A 24,061-nucleotide genomic window follows, 5' to 3' on the forward strand; every position below is an offset into this window, starting at 1 on the left:
CTCGTTCCCCTGGAAAGGTGCCCATCATGGCCGCTTACCTCTGTCCTCCTGCCGTGATACACGGTGAGCACGCCGTGGAGACCAGCCAGATCGTGGCGGAGGTGCGCGACCGGCACCCGCACGCGGCTTGGGCGCCGCGGATCGAAGGCATCGCGGCGAGTACGGGCATCGAGACCCGCGGGTGGATGCTGCCGCTGGAGACCGCCCTCGCGCCCGGCAACGGAGGCGGCCTGCGGGCAGTCGGCACCGGGCCCGCCCAAGAGGCGCTGGCACGCGACGGGTTCACCGAGCAGGACGTGGACCGCGTGATCGCCGCCCTCGAGGCGATACCCGCGCCGCAGACCGTCCAGGAGCGCACCGCCCCGGCCTGGGAGGCCGTGCAGTCCTACGGGGAGCGTGCGGCGCGCGGAGCTCTGCAGATCGCCGGGCTGGACGCCGCGGACGTCGACTGCCTGATCACCAGTCACTCCACCACCCCGGCGCTGCCCGGTCTGGACATCGCCCTGGCCAACAGGCTCTCGCTCCGCGACGACGTAATGCTGCTGCCGGCCACGCAGTGGGCCTGTGTCGCGGGGACCCGCTCCCTGGCCCTGGCGGCGGATCTCGTGGCCGCGGACCCCGACCGGGTGGTCCTGGTCGTGATCGCGGAGGCGCTGAGCACGACCTACCAGCCCGCTGACGACACCCTCGAGTCCCTGATCGTCCGGTTGCTGTTCGCGGACACCGCGGTCGCCGCGGTGGTCACGGGCCGCCCGAGGCCCGAGTCGGTGCTGCGGCTGGACGCCGCCTGGCACCACACCCTGCCCGGCACCCAGGACCTGCACCGCCTGGACACCCGGGCGGACGGCACCCACTTCGTGATGGACCGGCGCGGGCCGCGCGCCGTACAGGAGACGGTCACCGCGATGTGGGAGTGGCTGCGCCTCCGTTACCAGGACGACCCCGACTCCTGGCACCCCGACGTGCTGCTCGCGCACCCCGGCGGGACCCGGGTGCTGGAGTACATGGAGCAGACGATGCCCGACGCGTGGCCGTCGGGGCTGCTGGACCACAGCCGGGACAGCTACACCAGCGGCAACCGTGGAGGCGCCGCCGTGTTCGACATCCTGAGGCGGGCGCACGACGCCGGGCAGAAGTCGGGCGATCGCGCCGTCCTGTACGCGGCGGCACCGGGCCTCACCGCCACCGCCCTGGAAGGGGAGTGGCTCTAGCCGGAAGGGGAGTGGCCGTAGCCGGAAGGGGGGTGGCCGCAGCACGAGCCCGCGCCACCCGTGCCTGCAAACGGGCCGCCCGCATCACCGGGTCACGCCACCGGTACCGCTGAGGGCGTCGTCCGTACCGTCGGTGGCGCCGGTTGACGCGCACGCCGTCCCGGCCCTCGCTGCGCTGCTGTACGCCTGCCGCCCCGCCCGGCAGCCGCACGTCACCTTGCGACTTCCGCCCAGACCACCTTGCCGGTGTCCGTCCACCGCACCCCCCACCGGGTGGTCAGTCTGTGCACGATGTGCAGGCCGCGCCCGCCGTCGTCGAGGAGGCCGCCCCGGCCCAGCCGCGGTCTGCCGTTGCCGGTGTCGCCCACCTCGCACAGCAGGCCGTGACCGGCCCTGATCAGTCGTATCGTGATGGGACCGGTGGCGAAGCGCACCGCGTTCGTGACCAGCTCGCTGACCAGCAGCGGCACGTCGTCCCGGGTGTCGCCCCTGGTGTGCCACTGCCGCAGCAGCGCGGAGACGTGCGCGCGGGCACGGGCCGGCGCGTCGTCGCGGGCGGGCAGCCGCCAGGTCGCGGTGTCCCCCTTGCGGTAGCCGATCATGCGCACGAGCAGCAGGGTCACGTCGTCGCGTTGGCGCACGGGCGCAAGCGCGGCGACGACGTGCCGCGCGGCCTGCTGCAGGGCGTCCCAGGGGTGCACCGTGGACAGGACATCCGCCAGCCTGCTGATTCCCTCGTCGATCGACAGGGCCGGATCCTCCACCAGGCCGTCGGTGTAGAGGGCGAGCAGGGAGCCCGGGGGCGCGCCGAACGTGTACACCTCGAACGGCTCCCGCAGCGCGAACTCGGCGCCCAGACCGGGGTGGGGGCTGACCGCGAGCGGGCCCGCGCGGCCGTTCGGAAGCACCAGGACGGGGGGAAGGTGGCCGGCGCTGGAGAGCGTCACGTGGTGGCTGACCGGGTCGTAGAGGGCGATGCAGCAGGTCGAGCCGAGGGCGCTGTAGCCGGCCGCCAGCCCCGACTCCGCGTCGTCGAGCAGCGTCACGGTCTCGTCCAGGTGCTCCAGCACCTCGTCGGGTGCCAGCCCCGCGGACAGCAGCGCGCGGGCCTCCATGCTCAGCTGGCCCATGGTCGCCGCGGCTCCCAGGCCGTGCCCGACGACGTCACCGACGACCAGTGCGGTACGGCCGTCCGGCAGCGGAAAGCTGTTCACCCAGTCGCCGCCGACGCCCGCGCTGTCGGGGGTGGCGGGCTGGTAGACGCTGGCGATCTCGATGGTGCCGCCGCCCGTCCGGGGCAGCAGCCTGCGCTGCAACGCCAGCACCTGAGTGTGCTCGCGCTGGTGCTGACGGGCCAGGTCGACGTGATGGGCGGTCCTGGCCACCAGTTCCTGCAGGTCGAACAACTCGCTGTCGTGGAAGGAGCAGTCCGCCCGCCGCCAGACCTCCGCCACGCCCAGCACGACGGACGGCGCGCCGTCCAGGACCAGCGGTATGCACGCCACACTCGCCGACCGGTCCCCGGGCACCAGGGCACGGATCACTCGTGGACTGCCGAGGAGCCGCTCGACCGCCTCCCGGTCCGGTATGACGATGGCCTGCGGGGCATCGTCGCGCCGTACCGCCTGCGCCAGCAGGCGACTCGCGTCGCTCGGAAGATCGTCGCCCGGAGTCACGTAACCCTCGGGCCACACCCGGTCCGGCACCAGGGCTGCCCGCCGTAGCCGGATGCGCCCCTGCGCCTGCTCGGTGACTCCCTCGCCCGTCCACACGGCGAAGTCGAGGTCGACGGCGGCCACGTCTCCCCAGGCCAGCAGGGACTCCGCCAGCGACTGCGCGGTCTCGCCGATGTCCAGTGAGGTGCCGATCGCGGTCTCGGCGGCATACAGGTGCAGTCTCCTGGCCATGGCGATCAGGGAGACGGTCAAGCCCTCCTGAGGCGCCGCGGCGGGCAGGATGCTCATCGAGACCACCAGCTCCGACCCGTCGCCGCGCCGCAGGCGCTGAATCCGGGCGACGTGAGCCTCACCGATCTCCAGGACGTGCCGCAACCGCCGGGTGACCGTCGGCACGTCCCCGGGGGGCAGGAAATCGGCGAAAGGACTCCCGGTCACGGCGTCCAGACCCGCGAATACGGCGGCGTCCAGATTGCAGCGGGTGATTCTCAGGTCCCTGTCCAGGTTGACCACGCCGAGAATCTGATCGTGACGGTCGGCTGCCGGGTTGTCGGGTACGCGTTGGCGGGTGGCGCGGTCGCCCTGCGCGTTGGCAGGACCGGCGGCCGCTGGCGATCCGCCGCGCGGGATGTAACGCCCCAGGGCGCTGCTGACCAGGTCGAACGGCGATGAGGACGAGGGGGAGGGCGTGGAGTCCATGCGGCTCTCTCAGCAATCCCCGGCGCAGCGCCGGGGTCGTTACTCGGACCCGTGCGACCGGGCCCCGAGATCCCTGACCGCACACCTCATTGAATAACACCGGGGGTCGCTTCGCCCACACCAGCGGAGCAGCATGATCAGGCCGCCCTCGAGCGCGTCGCCGCGCAGCCGGACGGCCCTGGCTTCCCGGGATCTCCCGGAGGGCTTGCGGGATGCGGCCACTCTTGATCAGGGCGTGGCCCCGTGACTACGCGCGTTCGCCTGGTGCGGTCCGGCCGGCGACCGGTCGGTTTCCGCGTCGAGCGGCGGCGCGTCGTCCAGGTGCGGCGCAGCCGGAGCGGGGCGCGAATGCCGGGTCGAGGTCCGTTTGCGGCCGCGCCCGACGCTCACGCCCTTCCGCCATCACCCACATCCAGTTACATCCGGTGGAAGTGGCGGCCGACCGACGGGAAGAAATAGAAAATGGCGACGAACGCTTACCGTAACTGTACATTCGTACCTCCTTGCGATTATGTCGGGTTGGCCGCTCTTACGGATCATGCGTCGCCCCGTATTCGCGCCCCGCCGAGGCTTTCAGGGTGGGGCAGAAGACACTTCTGGTGATCGAGATTCGCTCGGGAAACCATTCGTAGAAATATTCCGGAATCGCGAGCAGGAACTCTTTACGGTGAAGGCGGAAAGCGGTACACCGAGAGCTCAGAAAAAGGATTTAGCCGGGCGGTCGACCGCGATACCGGCATGGGGGGAGGGGGCCATGGACGGTTTCCCCACCGCGGGTCCTGGTATGGAGCGGACGGTCACAGAACGCCCCGACGTCGGGATGCGGGGGCCCGTTGTGCCTGGTCGCGCGGCGCGCGTCGCCCTGGTCGAACCGAACGACGACCTGCCCTGACCATCGCAGTCCGCCTGGAGGTGCCCAGACCATGGCATTCGAGAACCTCACACCCGCGGAGCAGATCCGGTACTGCCGGAACAAACTCGCGCGCCTGGACGAGCTGGAATCACAGGTGCGCGGCATGCCGAGCACCTCCCAGAACCTGGAGACCCTGCGCGACCTGGCAACCGCCCGACGCGAGTACACCAAGGCACTGAAGCGGCTCGAGAATCCTTCGCTGTGGCAGCGAACCAACCGGTGGGTCAACGACTGGGCGGCCGAAGACAGGGCCAAGGAGGCGGAGAGGAAACGCCGGCGAGGATGTGTGAGCTGCGATGGCACAGGCCGAGTCGCGGGCGCCGGCAACTGGCCCGAGAACTGCCGTTCCTGCGGTGGCACCGGCGCGTACCGGGAGTACGGCTGATCGGCCCCAGTTCCAGCCAGGGTGCTTCGCGGCGGCCGGGGAGATGGGCTGGAGAAGCAGGGGCATCAGTTGTCCGGATCCAGTCGCCGACGCAGACAGTCGGTTCGGCCACGTCGGAGCGTGGCGGGGTCTGCGGCCGGGCCGTCCCGCACCGCCGGACGGCCCTTGCCGCCGTCAGAGCCCGGCTCACCAGGGTTCACCACGGTACGGATCCCTCGTCGTCGAACAGCCGGCCGGTGGGGCCGTCGTCAGGCAGAGCCGCCAACCGGACGGCGATCGCCGCGCCCTGCTCAGGGGTGTGCGTACCGCCGAACCCGTTGAGGTCGGTGGCCACGTGGCCGGGGCAGGCGCCACTGATCAGGATGCCGGTGCCGCTCAACTCCTTGGCGTACTGGATGGTGACGGCGTTGAGGTAGGTCTTCGTCGGCGCGTACGCCCCGCTGATGCCTCCGAGGTCGACACCGGGCGTGGTCTGCAGGGTCAGGGAGCCGACATGGCTGGACTGGTCGACGATCCGCGGGTGCGCCGAGTGGCGCAGCAGCGGCAGCATCGCGTTGGTGACCCGGATGACGCCGATGACGTTGGTCTCCACCAGCCGCCGCACGGTCTCGAGGTCGATGGTGGTCGGCGCCTCCGGCCAACCGCCCGCGATGCCCGCGTTGTGGACCAGTACGTCAAGGCGTCCCGCCCGTTCCTCGATCAGCTGGGCCGCGGCGGCCACGCTCTCGTCGCCGGTCCTGGACGCTCCGCCCGTGACCACGGTGATCGCCTGGCCGTCGCAGAGCCGGCTTCGCCCGGTCGCCGACCTGATCCGCGTGGCGACACGTCTCTGACCGGCTGCTCGCCGTCGGTTCGCGTGGGTGCCGTGCCCGCCGCCGGTTACGTCCTGCGTCGCGACGGCACGCCATGGTCCCGGGAGCGGTGCACGAGCGGCGAGGCCCGGCGCGCCCGGATCACCGCGTCCCCGTCACGGGTCACAGGCCGGCCACCTTGGCGCTTGCCGTCAGTTCATAGACCAGGGTGACCGTGCGCCGGCCGCCGGGAGGGAGGGCGAGGTTCCAGCGGGCGATGCCGTCGGCGTCGACCGTGTCGGGGGCGGGAGCGCAGAGTTCCTTACGCAGGCGCACGTCCACCGCCGAGACCTCGGAGACCGGGATCCGTTCGCGGAGGACGATCACCCGTTCGTCGTGTTCGCCGGGGGTGGAGAACCGGGACAGATGGAGGTGGACGGTGCGGGTGAGCACGGTCCGCTGGGTGAGGGCGGCGGTGTCGCGGGTCTCCTCGGTGCGCCGGGTGACCCGGTGGTCGTCGCGGCTGCCGTAGGCGAGTTCGACGGGGGCGTGGGGAGCGGTGAACTCCAGGGTGCCGCGGCCGGTGAATCCGCTGCCCCGGACGAGGTCGACGGGGCCGGCGAGCAGCGCGTGGCCGGACAGGTTGTCGAACCGCACCACCTGGGTGACCAGCGGGGACAGCTCGGGTGCGCAGGCGTACTCGACGCTCGCGGTCGTGGTGAAGGAGGAGAGCGGCACGCGGTGGGCGCGGCCGTCGGCCGGCACCCGCACCGGCGCGGGGGCGTGCAGGACCCGTACCTCGCCCGCGTCGTCCACTCCCGGCAGACCCTGCACCGGGGCCGGACCGAGATCCGCGATCTCCTCCTCGCGCAGCTCGACGTCGACGGTACGACGCTCCGCGGGGGAGCGATCCTGGAGCGTCAGCCGGTCCTCACCCAGCCGGGGTGGCTCGGTGGACAGCGCCGAGCGCGCCGTCGACAGGGTCAGCCGGATGTCGGACCAGTCCTCGCCGGTCCGCTGCCAGACGATCGCGTCCGTCTCCAGCGTGAGGGAGTCGCCGTCGAGTACGGCCCGGTAGGCGGGCCGCCACAGCGCACACGGAGTGAGGTGGCCGAGGCGCAGCCCGGCCGGCCCGGCGGCCGTGGCATCGAGGGTCAGTTCGATGTGGCCGACCAGCTCGGCGGGCTCCTCCCCGGCGAGCTCCATGAGCTGCCGGGACTCGCCGAGTTCGGCGGTGAGGGCGGCCGACCGGGCCTGCACGGCGCGCAGTTGCTCACCGTGGGCGTCGCGCTCGGCGTCCACCCGGTCCAGTTCGCGGGTCCAGCGAGGTCCCTCGGTCTCTCCTGAGCCCGCGCCTTCGCCGATCTCCCGCAGCAGATCGGCGGCGAGACGGCCGAGCAGGTCGAGGCGGGTGTGCAGCCGCTCGCGCCGTTGCTCCAGGTCGAGCAGCTCCTCCTCGAGTCTGTGCACACGGTGCCGCAGGGCGGAGTCGTCGTCGGTGGGCTGCGGCCCGCGCGGTGTCCAGGTGCGGACGATCCGCACGTCGAGCACGGTCGCCGGGTGTTCGGCGGTCAGCTCGGCGTGGAGCGTACGGTCCACGGCCAGCGCGCTGACGGGCCCGAGACGCAGCCGCTGGACTCCTGCCGTGAGGTCGAGCACGGCGGTGCGCTCGACGTGGGCGCGGTCCTCCAGGCAGGTGACGGCGGTGACGGGGAGGGGGATCGGCTCCGGTGCCGTGGGCATGGGGTGTGTCAGCTCCTGCGGTTGCCGCCGGCCAGGGTCTTGGCGGACGCGATACGGATCTCGTAGCCGCCGTCGAGGGCGGTCGTGGCGCCGGCGGGCAGGTCCACCCGCCAGATACGGGTGCCGGGTGCGTGCTGTTCCACGCCCTCGCCGTCCCGGGGCGGTGTCGTCCAGTCGGCCCGCTCCTCGATCCGGATGTCCGTGTCGGAGGTGACCGGGACCCGCTCGCGGACCTCGACGGTGACGGGTCCGGCGAGCAGGTTGGCCAGCTCCACGTGGACGCGGTGGTCGAGCACGGTGGTGGTGTTGCGCAGCCCGGAGGTCGACTCGTGCAGATTCGTGCGGCGGGTGACCCGAACGCCCTGGGCCGGGCCGAGCCCGACCCGGGACACACCGCCCGGGGCGAGCGTGGGCAGTGCGGTGGTCAGCTGGAAGTCGTCACCGGCGGTGACCTCCACCGGGCCGGCCAGCAGCGCCTGGTCGGTGGAGTTGGAGAGCACCAGCGTCGCGTACACGGTCTGCTCCACGGACGGCACGCACAGGTACTCGGTGTGCAGACCGACCGGGATCTCGCCGACGGCGACGGTGTGCCAGGTGCCGTCCGAGGGAATGTCGGCGCGGGCGACGGCGTCGAAGCGATGGTCGAAGGAACCGGCCGACTCGCGGGGCCGCACGGCGTGTCCGGGCAACGGCAGCGCGGTCACCGCCTCGGCGCGGCGGCGGTGCTCGGTCGCCACGGGGTCGAAGGGAGAGTCCGGGAACAGCCGGCCTCGGCGACCGCCCGGCTCGTCGGGGCCGCACAGGACGAGGCCGGTGTAGTCGAGTTCGGCGCCGCTCGGCTGTGGCGGACCGGCCACGGGCACCGCTGCCGACCGCGGCACCGCTGCGCCAGGGGCGGCGGGCGCGGGGGGTGGCGCCGCCGCCAGGCCCGCGGTCGGGGGTACCAGGGCGGCCGGGGCGGGGGGCATGCTGCGGGCGAACGGCGCGCTGCCCGGTCGTGAGGGGACGGGCTGCGCGCGATCCCCGCCCGCGCCGCCGAAGGCCTCCGGATACGCGCCCTCGGCGCTGCCCGGCCATGGTGCAGGGGGCGGTGCGCCGTAACCGGGCGGCGCAGCAGCGGGCGAGCCGCCGTAAGCCGGCATCTTCGGCTGCATCGGCGGCACGGGACCGGGGGCGGAGCCGGCCGCCGCGGCCACGGGCATGCCCCCGGGTGCCGTCGGCGTGGCGGTCCTGGTCCTGTTCGGCCCGCGGCCTGCCGCCTCGTAACCGGTGAAGAGGTCGGCCAGGCCCGTCGGCGGCTCGCGCCAGCCGGACGGCATGGGGGCGGGCTGACGGCGTCCGATCCGCATCGAGCGGAGCCTGGGCAGATCGGTACGGCGTCGTAGGTCGGCGGTGGCCAGGGCGAGGCGCACACCGGTCCAGTCCTCGCCGGTCCGCTGGGCGACCGAGGCACGCAGCACCAGCCGGCCGCTGCTGTCGCCCTGACGGTGGGTGAGCCGGTAGGCCGGCACCCAGACCGCGCCCGGCACGCCGTACTCGAGCTCCACTTCCGCGTCACCCGCGCCGTCGAGGGTCAGCACCGCCGAGACCGTGGTCTGCACGTGCGCCTGCGGTGCGTCGGTGGAGGCGCGGGCGAGCCGGTCGGCGGCGAGCGACAGCGCGTGCTCGGCGCGGTCCACCGCCTCCTCCAGCTCGACGAGACGGGAGTGCAGCCCGGTCAGCCGCTCGTCGACGAACTCGGCGAGTTCCAGCCACGCGTCGACCGGGGTGCGGCGGTGCGGGTCGTCCCGTCTGCGGGCGGGTGGGACCGGGCGCAGCGCCCTGACCTCCTCGATCAGACCCAGTTGCCGGTCGCGGCGTCCCTGCGCCGCCGCGCACTCCGCACGCAGCCGCTCCACCTCGTGCCGTACCGCGTCGGGGACGGCCTCGACGATCGGCTCGGCCTCGATCTCCACCCGTGCCTCGGTGACGCGCACACCGACGGCGTCCGTGACACGGGCCCGCAGGGACCCCGGGTCCAGCGAACGGGGCAGTCCCGTCACCCGTACCCGGCCGTCCGGCGGCACACTGCCCCTGGCCAGGCGGCGGCAGACCGCGCCCTGCGCGTACACCACCACCGCATCGAGGGTCGATCCCCACCTCTGTGCCGTTCGAGCCGTCATCCGCTCCGCCCCCCCGCCGCGCCCGTGCTGAGCGAAGCCTACGCCGGGGCGGTCCGCGCGGCCCGAAGAACCTGTGGTCCGGGCTCGGTCCGCGAGGGCCTAGTCGATGTCCACCGGCCCGTCGCTCGCCTTCTTGTCCTTGCCCGCGTTGCCCGAGCGCAGCTGGAGCAGGCCGTTGGCCCCGGCACCGGCGCCCTCCTCGGGGCGGCGGGCGTCGGAGGAGCCGTTGCCGTTGAGGTTCTGCCGGACCGAGTCGAGGATCGTCAGGCCCTGGGACACCAGACCGGCGGCGATCTCGCCGAGGCCGTCCGCGCCGTTCAGTACGTTGACATTGGCTCCGGCGAGGCCGCCCGCGGCCTCCTTCACGATCTGGGGCAGCTGGTCGATCAGCATCCGGTCGAGCGCGACCCGGTCGTAGGACGCGGCCGCCTCGGCCTGGATCTTCATGCGCTGCGCGTCGGCGGCGGCGAGCACCCTGATCCGCTCGGCCTCGGCCTCCGCCGGCTTCACGACCTCGGCCACCAGCTGCTGCTGGCGCAGCTTGGCCTGGCGCAGGGCCAGTTCGGTCTGGGCGGCGAGCACCTCCTGCTGGGCGTGGGCCTGGGCGAGCGGCCCGGCCTGCGCGGCCTGCGCCTCGGCACGGTTCACCTCGGCCGAGTACTCCGCCTTGACGACGGCGGTCTGCCGGGCGTACTCGGCCTGCTTGCGGGCCGCCGCCTGCTCCGCCTCGGCCGAGGCCTGGGTGGCCTGGGCCTGCGCGATCAGGGCCTGCCGCTGGATGGCCGCCTTGTGCGGCGCGGACATCGCGTCGATGTAGCCGGTGTCGCCGTCGTCGATCGACTGGATCTGCAGCGAGTCCACGATCAGGCCGATCTTGGCCATCTCGGTCTTCGAGGTGTCCAGGACCTCGGCGGCGAGCTTCTGCCGCTCGGTGACGATCTCCTCGACCGTCATGGAGCCGATGATCGCCCGAAGGTGACCGGCGAAGATCCGGCCGGTCAGCACCGACATCTGGTCCTGGTCGGAGAGGAAGCGCTGGCCCGCGTTGATGATGCTCTCGTGGTCGTTGCCGACCTTGAACGCGATGACCGCGCGGACGTGCAGCGCGATGCCCTGCCGGGTCACACAGGTCTCGGTGACCTCGGCCTCGCACATCGACAGGGTGAGGAAGCGGGTCTTACGGAAGACCGGAAGCACGAACTTTCCGTGCCCCGTCACCACTCGGAACGGCGCGCCCCCCAGTCCCCGCCGGCCCCCCGAGATCAACATCGCCTCGTCGGGAGCGGGAACGCGATATCCGAACATTTTTTTTCTACTCCTCAGTCGGCGTCGGCGAGATCGCCGAGCGCGTCCAACGGATCCACCCACTCGACGACGCCGACCTCACGACATCCGCGCGACTCGATCACGAGCACCGTCGCCCCCGTCGGCAGCGGATCCTCCGACCAGGCGAGAAAGGTCTCGGAGCCGCCTCTGACCCGCACCAGGATCTCGCCGGGGCCCGCGGAACCGCGGGTTCCGATGAGTATTTTCCCCGTACAGCCGATCACGGCCTCGTCCTGCGGCATCACCGGCCGCCCTCCATCGCTCTGGCCCACGATTCAGACGATAGACCTACCCGGGACGGGGGCCAACGGGAAGGTCGGGTTCATGGACCGGGACCGACCGGACGGGGCCTGGTCAGCCGCGCTCCTGGGCTAGCGCGGGATCCCCAGCGCCTTCTCCGCGAGGATGTTCCGCTGCACCTGCGAGGTCCCCGCGTAGATCGTGCCCGGGCGGGCGATCAGATACGTGGTCGCCCACGAGGCCGAGGAGTTCGCGGCGCCGGGATCGTCGGCGAGGTACGTGCGCAGCGCTGGGCGGCCGACCGGTACCTGCCCGCGCAGGCCCGTGATGTCCTCCGCCGGCTCGGTGACCTCGATGGGTACTCGCTCCACTACGGCTTGGCGATCGATCGACCGGGAGGCCTTCGCCTCCGCCGAGACCCCGGCCCGGGCCCGCGGGCCGCCGAGGCGGGCGCCACGTTCTTCAACCGGCAGGCGTGCGTGGCCGGCCGCTTCCAAGTCGTCGGGGGGTCCTGGGCCGAGGCCGACCGCTGTGCCGCGTCGCCGTGCGAACGCCTGGGAGTGGTACGGGAGTTCAGCTCGGCCGACGGCCCGAAGGTCGCAGCGGAGCTCCGCGAGGAGATCGACGTACTGCGGTCCCCGGCGCCCGAGTACCGGGTGTGGGGCGGCTACGACGGGCGGGGCCTGGTCATCCGCTCACCGGAACCCGTGGACTTCCGTCCCGTCGGGAAGACCGTCAACCTCGTCCCGGTCGGCGCCCTGTCCGATGCCGTCGAGCACGCCGGGGTCGCCACCCAGAGGGTGGGCGTGTATCCCGACGTCCGCACGGCGGAACTGCGCGACGCCCTCGCCTGCGCCGGCGGGCAGCGCGTGGTCTCCCTGGGCGGGGCGGGCGGAACGCCACCAGGCCTCTTCTCGCACCGACGGCGGCTACCCGCTGCAACGGCTCATGCGCTGGGTGAACGACGAGTGATCCCGCGGGCGCCGGGCCCCGCGATGTGTGGCTCCCGTCAGCCGGCGGTGGTCGTGCGAATGGCGGCGATGTCGAATTGCAGACGCACCTTCTCACTCACCATGGCGCCGCCCTCGGCCAGTCGCGCGTTGTACGTCAGGCCCCATTCCGAACGATCGATGGTGGTGGTGCCGTCGAAACCGGCCCGCTCATAGCCGAACGGGTCGGTGACATGTCCTATGTAGGTGAGTTCGAGGACCACGGGACGAGTGGCGTCCCTGATGGTGAGGTCGCCGGTCATGCGGTAGACGTCGGGAGCGGCGAGTTGTACGGCGGTACTGATGAAACGCAGCTGGGGATAGGCCGCGGCGTTCAGGAAGTCGCGGCCGACCAGATGGGCGTCGCGCTGCTCCACGCCGGTGTCGACGCTGGCGGTGGACAGCACGATCTCGGCCCTTGAGCGGGCCGGGTCGCGGCCGTCGAAGTAGAGCCGGCTCCGGTACGCGGTGAAGGCCCCGCGCACGGTGGTCACCAGCGCGTGCCGGACGGAGAACCCTATGCGGCTGTGCGCCGGGTCGATCATCCAGTCGCCGGTCAGCGCGGCCAGGGCCGGATCCGGCAGATCGGCGGAGGGAAAAGCGGTCGGGTCGACGGGACGCCGCGGAGCTGTGGGGGGTGCCGAGCGCCGGGGGGATGCGCCACGGGTGAACAGGTTCATGTTCCACGTAGTTACTCCACCGCGGATATCGCCGCAAGCCTTCCTCAGGAGCGGTGGCGGACCGAATCCGTACCGACAGGCTTATACACCGCCACCGAATGTCCGGCGGATGCAATATCCACACACCCCCGTCACTTCATGGCCAAGTGAATCCCCGTACTCCGGCGACCCGGTTCCGAATCGACCGGCCTGATGGAATACGGGGTATCGCCGTTGCCTGTCGCCCCGGTACACCGAAGAGCCGATCGGTCGCCGCGCCCCTTCGCGACGCCCCCTCGTGACCTGTTGCCGGGCGCGAGGGCCTCGACTCCTCAGCCGGCCGGGATCCGCTCGACGAAGTGCGCCAGATCCTCGGCCGTGGGCCTCAGCAGACCGTCCCGCAGGGCGAGCGCGGTGGCCTCGGCGCGGGAGGCGCTGCCGGTCTTGCGGAGCATGTGCTCGACGTGGCTGTGCACGGTCCGCGGGGACAGGAACAGGGCCTGGGCGATGGCCTGGTTGGTCTGGCCGCGGGCGGCACGAGCACCTCCAGTTCGCGTGGGCTCAGACCGTACGGCAGCTCGGTGGGCGTCCCGGTCACCAGGACCGCCTGCCGTGCGATCGCCGACCCCGTCGTGCACCGGCGCAGCACCACGCGGTGCCAGTCCCGCCCCACCGGCCACAGGGCCCGCAGCCGCAGGCCGCCCGAAGCGGTGAACTCCCCTCGCCAGGCTGGCCGCCCACGGCTACGGCGTCAACACGAACCCGGCCATCAAGTGGACCATCTCCGACCTGATGGACGAGGTCGTAGGCCCCCGAATGCTCCGCCTACCAGTGGCCCGTACGGTCCGCGATCGAGGCCGGGGTGAGGGTGTGCGCCAGCTCGGACGCGCCGATCACGGAGCCCGACTGGTGTCAGGGCGTGACCGCGATGCTGCTGCGGGAGTCCAAGGCCGGCGGCCGGCGCAGCGGCCCCGAGCAGTGCGTACCGCTGGCGGAGGCGCTGCGCTCCTGCACGGTCAACCCGGCCCGGCAGGACTTCGCCGAGGACTGGAAGGGATCCATCGAGGTCGGCAAGGTCGCGGACCTGTGCGTCCTGGACCGCCCCCTGCTGCTGCTCGTCCTCAGCGAGAACTGGACGCTCACCGGCGGCCGGGCCGACCTGCCCGCCGCGATCCGGTGGGCGCGCGAGGCCGAGGACGCCGGCTTCGACTCCGTGATGGTCAGCGAGCACATCGTGCTGGGCCCGGACGCCGCCGCCGACGGCATCATGGGCAACCCCCGCGCCTACGCCCTGCCGGGCAACCAGGACCCGTTCACCCCGTGGCCGAATTCGCTGCTCCTGCTCGCCGCCATCGCCTCCGTCACCGAGCGCCTGCGGCTGGCCGCCGCGGCGGTCCTCGCGCCCCTTCGCCACCCGCTGCTGATGGCACGGGAACTGGGCACCCTGGACCTGATCAGCGAAGGCCGGCTGCTGGTCCAGCCCACGGTGAGCTGGAGCCGGGACGAGTACGACGCGCTCGGCGTCCCGTTCGGACAGCGCGGACGGCTGCTCGACGAACACCTCGACGTCTGGGCGAAGGCCTGGGGAGCGTCGCCGATCTCGCACGAGAGCGAGCACTACCCGTTCAGGGACGTCTACTTCGAGCCCAAGGCGTTCCGCCCCGGAGGTCCGCGGCTCTGGTTCGGCGGTCAACGCCTCGGCGGGCGGCGTCCACCAGGGCGTCGAACAGTCCCTGTTGGGCCGGGTCCCCGTGGGCGGTGTCCTCCGGGTGCCACTGGGGGAGCATCATTTGATGCCAAACGATATGCGTTCCCGAGTCTCCTCACAAGGCTCGGAAGCCTCCCCGCTTCCCGCGGGGCGGTGCGCCAGGTCTTGACGTGTACTTGGCATAGTGGCTTCATGGGAGCGCTCCCACATATCGGCCGTCCCCCACACCTTCTGCCGCCTGAGTTTCCCGGCCTCACTCCTGGAGTCGCAGTGAGAAGAGCAAGGAGCACAACAGGAAGCGCCACAAGCAGCACGAAGAACAGCCCGCCTAGCAGCACGACGAACAGCCCGCCGAGCAGCACGACGAACAGTCCGGCCAGTAGCGCCAGGAGCCGCACGGCGAGCGGCGCAACGAGCAGCACGGTTCGGAGTGCCCCCGGAAGCACGTCACGAGCGCACCACCCTCTGGGCAGGTTGCTGGCAGGACTCGCGGCACTCCTCGGCCTGGTCCTGGCCGGTGCCCTCTGCCCGGCCGCCGCCCAGGCCCGGACCCGGGCGCCCGGCGCCGTCGCCACCGGTCTGCACATCAGCGACGGCCGTCTGGTCGAGGGCAACGGGAACGACTTCGTCATGCGCGGCGTGAACCACGCCCACACCTGGTACCCGGGCAGGACGCAGCAGTCCCTCGCCGACATCAAGGCGATGGGCGCCAACGCGGTGCGCGTCGTTCTCGCCGACGGCCACCGCTGGAGCGCGAACAGCGCGTCGGACGTGGCGACCGTCGTCGCCCAGTGCAAGGCCAACCGGCTCATCTGTGTGCTCGAGGTGCACGACACCACGGGCTACGGCGAGGACACCGCCGCAGGCACGCTGGACCAGGCGGCCGACTACTGGATCGGCCTGAAGGACGTGCTGGCCGGCCAGGAGAGCTACATCATCGTCAACATCGGCAACGAGCCCTGGGGCAACACCGATCCGGCGGGCTGGACGGCTCCCACCATCGCCGCGGTCAAGAAACTGCGCAACGCCGGTTTCCAGCACACGATCATGGTGGACGCGCCCAACTGGGGGCAGGACTGGCAGGGCGTGATGCGCGCCAACGCCCAGGCCGTCTACGCGGCCGACCCCACCGGCAATCTGATCTTCTCGATCCACATGTACAGCGTCTTCGACACCGCGGCGGAGGTCACCGACTATCTCAACGCCTTCGTCGCCGCCAAACTGCCCCTCCTCATCGGCGAGTTCGGCGGCCCCGCGGACCAGTGGGGCGACCCCGACGAGGACACCATGATGGCCGCGGCCCAGCAGCTCGACCTCGGTTACCTCGCCTGGTCCTGGAGCGGTAACACCGACCCGATTCTCGACCTCACACTGAACTTCGATCCCGCCCAGCTGACTTCCTGGGGCCGGCGCATCTTCAACGGCGTCAACGGCATCGCGCAGACCGCCAGGGAAGCCACGGTCTTCGGCGGCGGCACCCCGGGGGACACGCAGGCCCCGACCGCTCCGGGCACCCCGACCGCCTCCGGCGTGACGGCCACCTCCGCGACCCTCACCTGGACGGCGGCCACGGACAACGTCGGCGTCGCCGGCTATGACGTCGTACGGCTCAGCGGCACCACCGAGACCGGTGTCGCCGCCTCGACCACCAGCACCGCCACCGTGACCGGCCTCACCGCGAACACCGCGTACAGCTTCGCCGTCTATGCCCGCGACGCCGCCGGGAACCGCTCCGCCCGTTCCGCCACGGTGAACGTCACCACCGGCAGCGCACCCGCCGTGGCCTGCTCCGTCGGCTACCGCGTGGTGGGGGAGTGGCCCGGTGGCTTCCAGGGCGACATCACCCTCCGCAACACCGGCACCTCCGCCATCAGCGGTTGGAAACTCGGTTTCGCCTTCGCCGACGGGCAGACCGTCACCAACATGTGGGGCGGGACCGCCACCCAGAGCGGTGGCTCGGTGAGCGTCGTCCCCGCCTCGTACACCTCCACCATCCCCGCCGGCGGTTCGGTCACGGTCGGGTTCATCGGCAGCAAGGGAGCGACCAACACGGTACCGACCGCGTTCACGCTCAACGGCGGTGCCTGCACCACCACTTGACAGCCCGCGCCGCCGGCCGGGCGAGGGGAGCCCGTACCCCCGCCCGGCCGGGGTTCCGTACGCTCCGAACCGGGGCAGAACGCCGGGGTCACCGGTCACTCGGACCGAAAGCGGGGGTCACCGGTCACCGGGACCGAAAGCGGGGGTCACCGGGCGCCGGGACCGGACGCCGGGGTCACCCGCCCCCGGGACTGGACGCCGAGGCCACCGGTCAGCGGGCCCGTCCGCCCCGTCGACGACTTGTCCACGGCGCCCCCCAGCTCCTCGGCCACCGTGCGGGATACCCCCGTAGGGTGTGCCACATGTCCACGACGCCCCGCTGGCTCAACGCCGACGAACGACGAGCCTGGCTGGCCTACGTCGACTTCTCCACCCTGCTCGCCGACCACCTCAACCGGCAGCTGCGACGCGACGCGGGCATGACACATGCCGACTACAGCCTGCTGGCCTACCTCTCCATGGTCCCCGAGGGCACCCTCGGCATGTCCGAGCTCGCGCAGCGTCTGAAGATCACGCGCAGTCGGCTCACCCACGCGGTGAGCCGACTGCGCGAGGTCGGCCTGGTGGACCGCCGGGAGGACCCCGCCGACGGCCGGGGTCAGCTCGCCTTCCTCACCGACCAGGGCAGGTCCCTGCTGGAAGAGGTCGCCCCAGGGCACGTGGAGGCCGTACGCCGGGCGGTGTTCGACGTCCTCACCCCGGAGCAGGTGCGTCAGTTCGCGGACATCGGCGAGGCCATCAGTGCGGCCCTGGTCCGGGCCGAGAGCACCGAGGCGGACCCTGCGGCGCTGCCCTGGCGACGCCGGTAGCGGGTCGGGCGACTCGGGCGGTCCGGCCGGACAGGCCGGTTCGGCCGGTCCGATCGGCTCAGGGCCCGGCCGGCACATGGAGTCGAGCAGTCGCTGATCAGCTCAGGGAACGGGCGGCGCTTCGAGTCGCGTCGCCGCTCCTCGGCTTACGGAACCGATGGCGAGTCGACGGCGAGTCGACGGCGAACCGATGGCAAGCCGACCGTGAATCGACGGCAAATCGATGGTGAATCGCCTGGCGGATCGAGAAGAACCGGCCGACGGTCCGTACCTGGGGGTACCGGGGGGCCGCCCGCCCCTCCGACCACGCCAACGATCCTAGGGACGTACCTCGTGAACGCAACCGCCGCCATCGGCGTCACCGGCCTCGGCGTGATGGGCCGCAACCTCGCGCGCAACTTCGCCCGCAACGGTTACACCGTCGCCGTCCACAACCGTTCCGCCGGCCGCACCCGCGCGCTCGTCGAGGAGTTCGGCCACGAGGGCGCGTTCGTCCCCGCCGAGTCGGCCGCGGACTTCGTGGCCGCGCTCGAACGTCCCCGCCGGCTGATGATCATGGTGCAGGCGGGCGCGGTCACCGACGCCGTCATCGACGAGTTCGCCCCGCTGCTGGAGCCCGGCGACATGATCATCGACGGTGGCAACGCCCACTACGCCGACACCCGCCGCCGCGAGGAGTCCCTGCGCGAGCGCGGTCTCCACTTCGTCGGCGCCGGCGTCTCCGGCGGCGAGGAGGGCGCGCTGAACGGGCCGGCCGTCATGGTCGGCGGCTCGACCGAGTCGTACGACGTCCTCGGCCCCATGTTCGAGTCCATCAGCGCGAAGGTCGGCGGCGAGCCCTGCGCCACGCACATCGGCACCGACGGCGCCGGGCACTTCGTCAAGATGGTGCACAACGGCATCGAGTACGCCGACATGCAGCTCATCGCCGAGGCGTACGACCTGCTGCGCCAGGTCGCCGGCTACACCCCGGCGGAGATCGCCGGCATCTTCCGCACCTGGAACGAGGGCCGGCTCGGCTCCTACCTCATCGAGATCACCGCCGAGGTCCTCGCCCACACCGACGCCACCACCGGCCTGGCGTTCGTCGACATCGTCGCCGACGCCGCCGGTCAGAAGGGCACCGGCCGCTGGACCGTGCAGACCGCCCTCGACCTGGGCTCCCCGGTCACCGCCATCGCCCAGGCCACCTTCGCGCGCGCCGCATCCGGCCAGAGCGCGCTGCGCGCCGCCTACGCCGGACTCCCCGGCGGCACCACGCCCCCGCTCAGCCGCACCGAGGCCACCCGCTTCACCTCGCAGGTCGAGCACGCCCTGTACGCCTCGAAGGTCATCGCCTACGACCAGGGCTGGAAGATGATCCAGGACGCGGCCGGCGAGTTCGGCTGGAAGATCGACCTCGGCGCGGTCGCCCGGATCTGGCGCGGCGGCTGCATCATCCGCGCCACGTTCCTCGACCGCATCCGTGCCGCGTACGCCGCTGACCCGGACCTGGTCAGCCTGCTCGGCGAGATGGAGTTCGCCATGGAGATCACGGACGCGCAGGTGCCCTGGCGGGAGACCGTGGCCTCGGCCGCCCGGCGTGGCATTCCGGTGCCCGCCTTCTCGGCAGCGCTGGCCCACTACGACACCCTGCGCGCCGGCCGGCTGCCCGCCGCGCTCCTGCAGGGGCAGCGCGACTACTTCGGCGCCCACACGTACCAGCGCACCGACCGCCCCGGAGCCTTCCACACCCACTGGTCCGAGGCCGGGCGCCCGGAGACGTCGGCCTGACGCCGCCGCGCGTACGCAGGGGAGCGGGGCGCTCGGTGAGTGCCCCGCTCCCCTGCCGACCACCGGTGAGACCGGTTCGCGGTCTGTGGGGTGCGGGACTTTGTGCGCAATGCCAGAGCTCTGACCTGCAGCTCCGGCAGACGTGCGCAGCGAATCCGGGCCGGTTGTCCGGGGAAACGCGCAAACGCTTGAAGGGCTGGATTTCGGACTGCAACCCTGCGTGATATCCGCCGCCTGCAGTGCCGGAAGCTGGCTAGCCCAGAGACCACGTAAGCCGTAAGCAACGCGCGCATGCCCTTACGGGAGCTGGGAGCCTGCCCGTGCCCTCGTTGAAGTCCACGGTGACGTCCGGGTGTAGCGCGGAGAACTCCTGGAGCGGTGCTGGCAGGGGTCCCAGAAGGAACGGAACAGAGAACCGTTGTAGCTGTCAGAACTTTTGACAGGCGTGAGCGGGGTCGCCAGGGTGGGGCGGGGGAGTGACGACCCGACGATCGGTGTCCTGAAGGCGGACGTGGCGCGGTTCTGCGCCGGTCTGGAAGATCTGGCCCCGGCGATCCGGCTGGGGCTGGTCGTCCGGCTGCGGGCCGCGTTCAACGAGGTGACGGACGCGGCCCTGGATGAGGGGATGGCCGTGGCGAAGGCGGAGGGCCGGGGGCTGCGGCAGATCGGTGGCCAGGTGGGGCTGTCGCGCGAGAAGGTCCGCTACCGGCTCGCCCGGCGCGCGGGCAGGGACGAGCCGGCCGGGGAGACCTCCTGGTGCCGCCCCGCGTTGACCCTACGGGGGGTCGCTGGGCGGACCAAGGCGTGTATCGCAACCGCCCATCGCAACCGCCGAGGGTCACTTGCTGTCCAGCCGCCCCAGCGCGTGGGCGTCGGTGAGGACGGACCGGGCCGTCTGCCAGTCGGTGTGGTCGATGCCGGTGATGTGGCGTAGGTAGGCGAGGGTGACCTGCTGGACGAGGGCGACGCGGCTGGGGTCCTCGTCGGTGGTCTCTGCTGCCCGGTAGCCGGAGATGCCGCCGAGGAAGTGCTCGCCGCCGTAGACGGTGAGCAGGCTCTTGTTGCCGCGGCTGAGGGTGTAGGGGTCGCTTGTCCAGGCGGGTCCTCGGGTGGTGAGCGGGAGGTCGTCCTTGTCGCCGGCGACCACGAGTCCGGGGGCGGTGATGTGGGAGAAGTTCTGGTCGCGGAGCCAGGGAAGGTTCTCGTGGGCGAAGGGGGTCAGTTCGTCGCCGCCCTTGCCGGCCGTGGCCAACTGGATGCTGGCCATGACCCGGGAGTCGGACAGGTCGTCGGCGGTGCCGGTCTGGGGGTCGGTGACGCGCAGACCTACCAGAATGCCCGCGGTCTGGCCTCCGAAGGAGTGGCCCGCTGCGACGATGCGGCTGTGGTCGACCCGGCCGGACAGGCCGGGCACGGATGCCTCCAGCGGCTTGAGCTCATCCAGGATGCGCTTCATGTCCTGCACGCGGTAGCGCCACAGGTGGGGTTTGCGGGGGTCGTCCGCGGCGATGGCGACCCGCTCGGAGTCGAGATGCGTGGCTTGGATCACCACGAAGCCGTGAGAGGCCCAGTGGTCGACCAGCGGTGCGTAGCCGTCCAGGTCGGAGCCGAATCCGTGTGCGAAGAGCACGATCGGCAGGCGTGTGCCAGTGAGCGGTGCGGAAACGCGTACGTGCAGGTCCTGGCCGCGCTGGGGTGCGGGCAGCACGATCGGCTTGACCGTTACGGTCGGGGTGGGAGCGGGGCCGGTGAGGCCGGTCGTCTGGTGGGTGGTCATGCGCGTGCTTCCTTCCGGTGTGGTGCGGGTGGCGGGTCAGGTGGTCTTGAGGGTGAGGACGCGTTCGGCGTTGAGGTGACCGAGCTTCGCCCTGCCGTGCTCGTCGAGGGGGGCGGTGTCGACGAAGGCGCGGGCGCCGCCGGCGAATGAGCCGCGGGAGCCGACGCCTCGCAGGCCGGGGGCGCCGGAGTTGCTCTCAGCGGTGGGGGCACCGTAGGGGGGTCGGCTCCGAACATGACGCGGTCGGGCCCCAGTACGTCCACGGCTGTTCGAGCAGTCGCCGGCTGACCTCGCCCCGGCTGCTCATCTTGCTGACGGTCTGGTCGCCGCCCCACTTCAGCAGGGCCTTACGCAGTTCGGGTGTCCAGGCGTGTTCTTCGACGCCGATCACTCGCCGGGCCTGGACGATGTCCTCACTCATGGCAAGCTCCATTTCGCACACGCGGTCCGGGACGTACCGGGCGAAAACCCCGGGGGGCATGTCAACTACGCTAAAACTTGACGTTGACGTCAAAGGCAAGTCGTTATGGCGTAGATCACATGGAGCTCGGAATGCGCATTGGGGAACTCGCCCGCCGCACAGGCGTCAGCACCCGGGCCCTGCGGTACTACGAGGAGCAGAACCTGCTCACCGCCGAGCGCAGCAACACCGGCCAGCGTCACTACCCGGAAACTGCGGTCGACCGGATCCTCCTGATCCGGGAGCTGTTCACCGCCGGCCTGTCGAGCAAGATCATCGCCGAGCTCACGCCCTGCGTCATCGACGGCAAGGCCACACCCGAACTCCTGGACCGCCTGGCTGTGGAGCGCGGTCACATCGACCAGCACATCGCCGATCTCACGCACACCCGAGACCGGCTCGACTCGGTCATCGCCAGCGCCTCCGCATCCATGGACACCGGGACCCCCTGCCGGCCCGGCCCGGCATCGACCGCTTCGGCGCCGGTCAGCGGCGTTACCCTCCGTGGTGATCAAGAAGCTCGGGAAGGTGGGGGATGACGTCGTCCAGTCCGTTCGCGGTGCCCTGGAACAGCGATCAGCTCGCGCTGCTACAAGAACTGGCGAGCTCCTCCGCGGCCCCGGTGCCGAGCAGAGGGGAACGTCTCCTCGAACGGTTCGCGGTCAAGCGCTGAGATTTTCTTTATGGTCTGACCTCGTCACATTCAGTGATGATCTCGGGCCGCCAGACCGTTTTGCCCACGTCGTGGCGGATGGCGGGTCGTCGGTTCTTCGAGCCGGGTGGCGTGCCGGGCCCTGGTCGGCGGGGCGGCGGCGATCTGCGGCCAGTGGCCGGGCGAGGCGGAGCCAGAAGACCAGTCACGAGACGCCCGCTCAGTGCAGCACCCGCCCGAGGAAGCCGCGCAGGTAACCCGCGACGACGTCCAGGTGGCTCTCCAGCAGGAAGTGACCGCCGTTGATCAGGTGCACCTCCTCGTCCTTTGCGTCGCGGGCGAAGGCCAGGGCGCCGGCCGGGCCGAAGATCTCGTCATTGCGGCCCCAGACGGCGAGCACCGGGACCTCGCTGGTGCGCAGGAATTCGTGCAGCAGCGGGTAGAGCGGGCGGTTGTTCTGGTAGTCGCGGAACAGCGCCAGCTGGACCTCGTCGTTGCCCTCGCGGGAGACGAGGGCGAAGTCGTGCTCCCAGGTGTCCGGGCTGACCAGGCTCGGGTCGGGCACGCCGTGCACGTACTGCCAACGGATGGCGTCGACGCTCAGTGCGGCGCGCACGGCGGGTTCGGTGTCGGGGCCGGGGTTCGCCCCGTAGGCCCAGACATCGGTCCAGAACGACTCGACGAAACCGTCCTCGTAGCCGTTGCCGTTCTGGGTGACGAGGGCGGAGATCCGTTCGGGGTGCTTCAGCGCGAGGCGCCATCCGATGGGGGCGCCGTAGTCCTGGACGTAGAGGGCGTAGCGATTCAGGCCCAGTTGGTCGAGCAGTCCGGAGGTGAGTTCGGCGAGGGCGTCGAAGGTGTAGGCGAACTCCTCGACGAGGGGGGCGTCGGAGTGGCCGAAGCCGAGGTGGTCCGGCGCGATGACGTGGTAGCCGTCGGCCAGCAGCGGGATGAGTTCGCGGAACATGAACGAGCTGGTTGGGTAGCCGTGCAGCAGGACGATCGCGGGGGCGTCAGCGGGGCCGGCTTCGCGGTAGAAGATCTCGTGGCCGTCGACGGTGGCGGTCCGGTGATGCACCGAGCTCATTTCTAACCCCTTCGAATGGTTTATCTGGTTAGTTTTCGTCATGCAAGCACGGAATGAGCTAACCTGTCAAACGGCTCAATCCGGTTAGAGAGGGAGCGGTAACCGATGGACACGCTGCTGGACCTGCTCAACAGCAGGCCACTGGTCAACGGCGAGGAACGGGACGCGCTCGGCGACTCGGCCGGAGGTAGACGCTGGGCGCGGGAGCACGGCGGCGAAGGCAGCCTCGCGGAACTGGCGCTGCTGCGCGAGACGCGGGACATCCTGCGGGACGTGGTGCGTGGAGAAATCTCGCCCGCCGCGTTGAGCCCGCTGCTCGAAGGGGTCCACCAGATCCCGGAGATCACTTCGGACGGTCTTCAGTGGACAGTCAAGACTTCCCAGCACGCCAGGCTGGCCGTCGAGGTGGTTCTCGCCTGGGCCGCCACCGAGGAGCAACTGCCCGGCCGGCTACGCCCCTGCGCCAACGACGAGTGCCAGTTGTTCCTGCTCGACCGCAGCCGCGCCAACCGCGCCCGCTGGTGCTCGATGGCTGTCTGCGGCAACCGCGAAAAAGCACGCCGCCACTACAAACGCACCCGCTGAGCTTGCTCTTGCTCTGACCTCGAACGATGCCCCGACACGACCGCTCGTCCGAGGATTCCGGGGACGCGAACACGGCCTCCGCCTGATCCTGTGCTCCGGCCGAGGAGGCACCAACCGACGGTGGTAGCGGCGCGGGCGACGCGTGTTGCCGCTGACGCGGCCAGAGTCCCGCGGCACCGGTGAGAGGCCGGCGAAGGACGCCAGGCGGTCGGCCGTGCCGAAGGCTTCAAGGTCTCCGCCGGTGGCGGCGATCTCCTCGGCGCCGAGGAGGGTGCCCATGCCAGCCGGGTTCCGATGCGCCTGGCCCCGCCGCGGC

20 protein-coding genes and 6 pseudogenes are annotated in these 24,061 nt (G+C 71.4%); 11 read left to right on the forward strand and 15 right to left on the reverse strand.

Annotation, left to right across the window (positions count from 1 at the left end; all coding sequences use genetic code 11):
- The first annotated feature begins 26 nt into the window (after positions 1–26).
- Positions 27–1,211 carry a type III polyketide synthase gene (locus ACFWBB_RS11965; RefSeq protein WP_385269764.1) on the forward strand — a complete coding sequence of 395 codons (1,185 nt, stop codon included), beginning with the start codon at positions 27–29 and terminating at the stop codon, positions 1,209–1,211.
- A gap of 212 nt (positions 1,212–1,423) precedes the next feature.
- Here ACFWBB_RS11965 and ACFWBB_RS11970 read toward each other — a convergent pair whose 3' ends face one another.
- The gene (locus ACFWBB_RS11970; RefSeq protein ID WP_385269766.1) at positions 1,424–3,586 is read right to left on the reverse strand and encodes a SpoIIE family protein phosphatase; all 2,163 of its coding nucleotides are present in this window, start codon (positions 3,584–3,586) and stop codon (positions 1,424–1,426) included.
- 923 nt (positions 3,587–4,509) lie between these two features.
- On the opposite strand from ACFWBB_RS11970, the gene ACFWBB_RS11975 reads away from it, so the two are divergent.
- Positions 4,510–4,884, forward strand: coding sequence for a hypothetical protein (locus ACFWBB_RS11975; RefSeq protein WP_385269768.1), 375 nt, complete (start codon positions 4,510–4,512; stop codon positions 4,882–4,884).
- 196 nt (positions 4,885–5,080) lie between these two features.
- Here the strand turns inward: ACFWBB_RS11975 and ACFWBB_RS11980 are convergent.
- Positions 5,081–5,620, reverse strand: a pseudogene (locus tag ACFWBB_RS11980) (SDR family NAD(P)-dependent oxidoreductase); the annotation flags it as partial.
- Here ACFWBB_RS11980 and ACFWBB_RS11985 point away from each other — a divergent pair.
- Positions 5,616–5,717, forward strand: a pseudogene (locus tag ACFWBB_RS11985) (LysR family transcriptional regulator); the annotation flags it as partial. The pseudogenes ACFWBB_RS11980 and ACFWBB_RS11985 sit on opposite strands and share 5 nt — an antisense overlap.
- Positions 5,718–5,858: 141 nt before the next feature.
- On the opposite strand, the gene ACFWBB_RS11990 reads toward ACFWBB_RS11985, so the two are convergent.
- From ACFWBB_RS11990 to ACFWBB_RS12030, 9 genes and pseudogenes are all read right to left on the reverse strand, one after another.
- A complete protein-coding gene (locus ACFWBB_RS11990) occupies positions 5,859–7,418 on the reverse strand; it encodes a mucoidy inhibitor MuiA family protein (RefSeq protein WP_385269770.1) in 1,560 nt (519 codons plus the stop codon).
- A gap of 8 nt (positions 7,419–7,426) precedes the next feature.
- Positions 7,427–9,580: a DUF4139 domain-containing protein gene (locus ACFWBB_RS11995; protein WP_385269772.1), complete on the reverse strand. Its 2,154-nt coding sequence runs from the start codon at positions 9,578–9,580 to the stop codon at positions 7,427–7,429.
- Between the two features lie 99 nt (positions 9,581–9,679).
- Positions 9,680–10,885, reverse strand: coding sequence for a flotillin family protein (locus ACFWBB_RS12000; RefSeq protein WP_385269773.1), 1,206 nt, complete (start codon positions 10,883–10,885; stop codon positions 9,680–9,682).
- Between the two features lie 14 nt (positions 10,886–10,899).
- Positions 10,900–11,148 carry a hypothetical protein gene (locus ACFWBB_RS12005; RefSeq protein WP_385269820.1) on the reverse strand — a complete coding sequence of 83 codons (249 nt, stop codon included), beginning with the start codon at positions 11,146–11,148 and terminating at the stop codon, positions 10,900–10,902.
- Between the two features lie 129 nt (positions 11,149–11,277).
- Entirely contained in the window at positions 11,278–11,517 is a 240-nt protein-coding gene (locus tag ACFWBB_RS12010; protein ID WP_385269775.1) for a hypothetical protein, read from the reverse strand.
- A gap of 324 nt (positions 11,518–11,841) precedes the next feature.
- Positions 11,842–12,066 carry a hypothetical protein gene (locus ACFWBB_RS12015; RefSeq protein ID WP_385269777.1) on the reverse strand — a complete coding sequence of 75 codons (225 nt, stop codon included), beginning with the start codon at positions 12,064–12,066 and terminating at the stop codon, positions 11,842–11,844.
- A gap of 89 nt (positions 12,067–12,155) precedes the next feature.
- Positions 12,156–12,815, reverse strand: a complete 660-nt coding sequence (locus ACFWBB_RS12020; protein ID WP_385269779.1) for a YceI family protein — start codon at positions 12,813–12,815, stop codon at positions 12,156–12,158.
- 311 nt (positions 12,816–13,126) lie between these two features.
- A complete protein-coding gene (locus ACFWBB_RS12025) occupies positions 13,127–13,249 on the reverse strand; it encodes a hypothetical protein (RefSeq protein ID WP_385269828.1) in 123 nt (40 codons plus the stop codon).
- Positions 13,250–13,258: 9 nt separating this feature from the next.
- A pseudogene (locus ACFWBB_RS12030) lies at positions 13,259–13,474 on the reverse strand (LuxR C-terminal-related transcriptional regulator); the annotation flags it as partial.
- A gap of 40 nt (positions 13,475–13,514) precedes the next feature.
- On the opposite strand from ACFWBB_RS12030, the pseudogene ACFWBB_RS12035 reads away from it, so the two are divergent.
- The 5 genes and pseudogenes from ACFWBB_RS12035 to gndA all read left to right on the forward strand — a co-directional run.
- Positions 13,515–13,905 (forward strand): annotated as a pseudogene (locus ACFWBB_RS12035) (amidohydrolase family protein); the annotation flags it as partial.
- Positions 13,906–14,433 (forward strand): annotated as a pseudogene (locus ACFWBB_RS12040) (LLM class flavin-dependent oxidoreductase); the annotation flags it as partial.
- A 546-nt stretch (positions 14,434–14,979) separates the two neighbouring features.
- Positions 14,980–16,602 carry a cellulase family glycosylhydrolase gene (locus tag ACFWBB_RS12045; protein WP_385269822.1) on the forward strand — a complete coding sequence of 541 codons (1,623 nt, stop codon included), beginning with the start codon at positions 14,980–14,982 and terminating at the stop codon, positions 16,600–16,602.
- A 302-nt stretch (positions 16,603–16,904) separates the two neighbouring features.
- A complete protein-coding gene (locus tag ACFWBB_RS12050) occupies positions 16,905–17,411 on the forward strand; it encodes a MarR family winged helix-turn-helix transcriptional regulator (protein WP_385269781.1) in 507 nt (168 codons plus the stop codon).
- 333 nt (positions 17,412–17,744) lie between these two features.
- A complete protein-coding gene (gene gndA, locus ACFWBB_RS12055; protein ID WP_385269783.1) occupies positions 17,745–19,184 on the forward strand; it encodes an NADP-dependent phosphogluconate dehydrogenase in 1,440 nt (479 codons plus the stop codon).
- 838 nt (positions 19,185–20,022) lie between these two features.
- Here gndA and ACFWBB_RS12060 read toward each other — a convergent pair.
- Positions 20,023–20,961, reverse strand: coding sequence for an alpha/beta hydrolase family protein (locus ACFWBB_RS12060; RefSeq protein WP_385269785.1), 939 nt, complete (start codon positions 20,959–20,961; stop codon positions 20,023–20,025).
- 196 nt (positions 20,962–21,157) lie between these two features.
- Positions 21,158–21,382 carry a hypothetical protein gene (locus tag ACFWBB_RS12065; protein WP_385269787.1) on the reverse strand — a complete coding sequence of 75 codons (225 nt, stop codon included), beginning with the start codon at positions 21,380–21,382 and terminating at the stop codon, positions 21,158–21,160.
- A gap of 131 nt (positions 21,383–21,513) precedes the next feature.
- Here ACFWBB_RS12065 and ACFWBB_RS12070 point away from each other — a divergent pair, with 131 nt between their 5' ends.
- Both ACFWBB_RS12070 and ACFWBB_RS12075 read left to right on the forward strand, forming a co-directional pair.
- A complete protein-coding gene (locus ACFWBB_RS12070; protein WP_385269789.1) occupies positions 21,514–21,960 on the forward strand; it encodes a MerR family transcriptional regulator in 447 nt (148 codons plus the stop codon).
- Positions 21,957–22,094, forward strand: a complete 138-nt coding sequence (locus ACFWBB_RS12075) for a hypothetical protein (RefSeq protein ID WP_385269791.1) — start codon at positions 21,957–21,959, stop codon at positions 22,092–22,094. The genes ACFWBB_RS12070 and ACFWBB_RS12075 overlap by 4 nt, the downstream gene beginning before the upstream one ends.
- 199 nt (positions 22,095–22,293) lie before the next feature.
- Here ACFWBB_RS12075 and ACFWBB_RS12080 read toward each other — a convergent pair whose 3' ends face one another.
- Complete coding sequence (locus ACFWBB_RS12080; protein ID WP_385269793.1) at positions 22,294–23,160, reverse strand: alpha/beta fold hydrolase; 867 nt, start codon at positions 23,158–23,160, stop codon at positions 22,294–22,296.
- 105 nt (positions 23,161–23,265) lie between these two features.
- On the opposite strand from ACFWBB_RS12080, the gene ACFWBB_RS12085 reads away from it, so the two are divergent.
- The gene (locus ACFWBB_RS12085) at positions 23,266–23,745 is read left to right on the forward strand and encodes a CGNR zinc finger domain-containing protein (RefSeq protein WP_385269795.1); all 480 of its coding nucleotides are present in this window, start codon (positions 23,266–23,268) and stop codon (positions 23,743–23,745) included.
- A gap of 111 nt (positions 23,746–23,856) precedes the next feature.
- Here the strand turns inward: ACFWBB_RS12085 and ACFWBB_RS12090 are convergent.
- A pseudogene (locus ACFWBB_RS12090) lies at positions 23,857–24,027 on the reverse strand (transposase); the annotation flags it as partial.
- Positions 24,028–24,061: the final 34 nt, after the last annotated feature.

It is taken from the genome of Streptomyces sp. NPDC060000, from assembly GCF_042737375.1.
Taxonomy (GTDB): Bacteria; Actinomycetota; Actinomycetes; order Streptomycetales; family Streptomycetaceae; genus Streptomyces.